Annotated in this window: 1 protein-coding gene and 1 pseudogene; one reads left to right on the top strand and one right to left on the bottom strand. The window is 70.2% G+C overall.

Features of this window, described 5'->3' with window-relative positions; genetic code table 11:
• Positions 1–800: NAD(P)-dependent oxidoreductase (locus tag AB0I03_RS26905; RefSeq protein WP_360417434.1), on the bottom strand; the 800-nt coding region annotated here is incomplete at its 3' end.
• Between the two features lie 210 nt (positions 801–1,010).
• Here AB0I03_RS26905 and AB0I03_RS26900 point away from each other — a divergent pair.
• Positions 1,011–1,173 (top strand): annotated as a pseudogene (locus AB0I03_RS26900) (decarboxylase); the annotation flags it as partial.

Genomic DNA, 1,173 nt, shown 5'->3' with positions numbered 1-1,173 from the left:
AACGTCGCGCGGGGGCCGCTGGTGGACGAGGAGGCGCTGGTCGCGGCGTTGATGAAGCGGGCCCGGCGCGGCATCAGCGCGAACGCCGCGGCCCCGAACATCCCCCGGGTCTCCTCCGTCAGGGGCGCCGCGCAGACCACCCAATCGGCATGCGGTAACAGCCCGTTCAGGGCCCCGGCGGCGTGCACCCGGCCGAATTCCGGATCGCCGTCCCGCTCCCGACGGCCGACCAGATCGACCTCGACACCCAGTGCCAGCAGGGTGCCTCCGACGGCCCGGCCGATCGGCCCCGCGCCCACCACCACCGCGCGGGTCCCGGCCAGCCGCAGCGTCTCCCGGTGCTGCCAGCGCCGCTGCCGCTGGAGCTCCCAACTTCCGTAGAAGTCCTTGGCCATGGCGATCACCAGTCCGGCGACGTACTCGGCGATCGGCTGCTCGAAGACCCCGCGGGCGTTGGTGACGACGGTGTCGTCGGCGATCAGCGCCGGGCACAGCAGCCGGTCCACGCCGGCGCTCGCGGTGTGCACCCAGCGGGGCCGCGGGCCGCGCCCGGGCCAGCTCTCCCGGATCGCGTCGGAGGTGAAGTCCCAGGCCAACAGCACATCGGCGGTGGGGAGTAGGCCGGCCAGGGTCTTCTCGTCGGCGAAGACCACCTCGGCCCGGCCGGTGAGCCGGTCCAGCCGCGGGAGCGGATCGGAACCCAACACGAGGACGATGCTGACGGGGCTGACCGGACTGACGGTGCTGCCAGTGCTTCCGGTGTCGTCGGTGCTTCCGGTGTTTCCGGTGCGATCGGACATAGGCCAGAGAAACCGTTCTGAAACGAGTGCCCCGTATCACGAAACAGGGCGCCGACAGATGCCTGAGATGCGAGGATTGACCACGCTAAGAAGTCGTATCTACCGTGTCAACAACGGCTCTGTCCCGACGTCCCGGCTTGTCCGGCTGCATCACCTCCCCCCGGCCACTGGCCTTGCCATTCCAGCCCTTCGTGCCTTCTAGGGGCCTTCATGGACGTCTCTTTCCTGGGTGGCCCACAGCCCCAGCTCGGCGTGGGCGTCGTCGCGCCCTTCGACTTCGCGCTCGACCGCGAGCTGTGGCGCTGGGTCCCCGACGACGTGTCCCTCCACCTGACCCGAACTCCCTTCGTACCCGTCGAGGTCAGCCTCGACC

Origin of the sequence: Glycomyces sp. NPDC021274 (genome assembly GCF_040641195.1) — a bacterium.
In the GTDB taxonomy this organism is placed as follows: Bacteria; Actinomycetota; Actinomycetes; order Mycobacteriales; family Micromonosporaceae; genus Glycomyces.
This window is presented reverse-complemented; position numbering and strand designations above follow the sequence as displayed.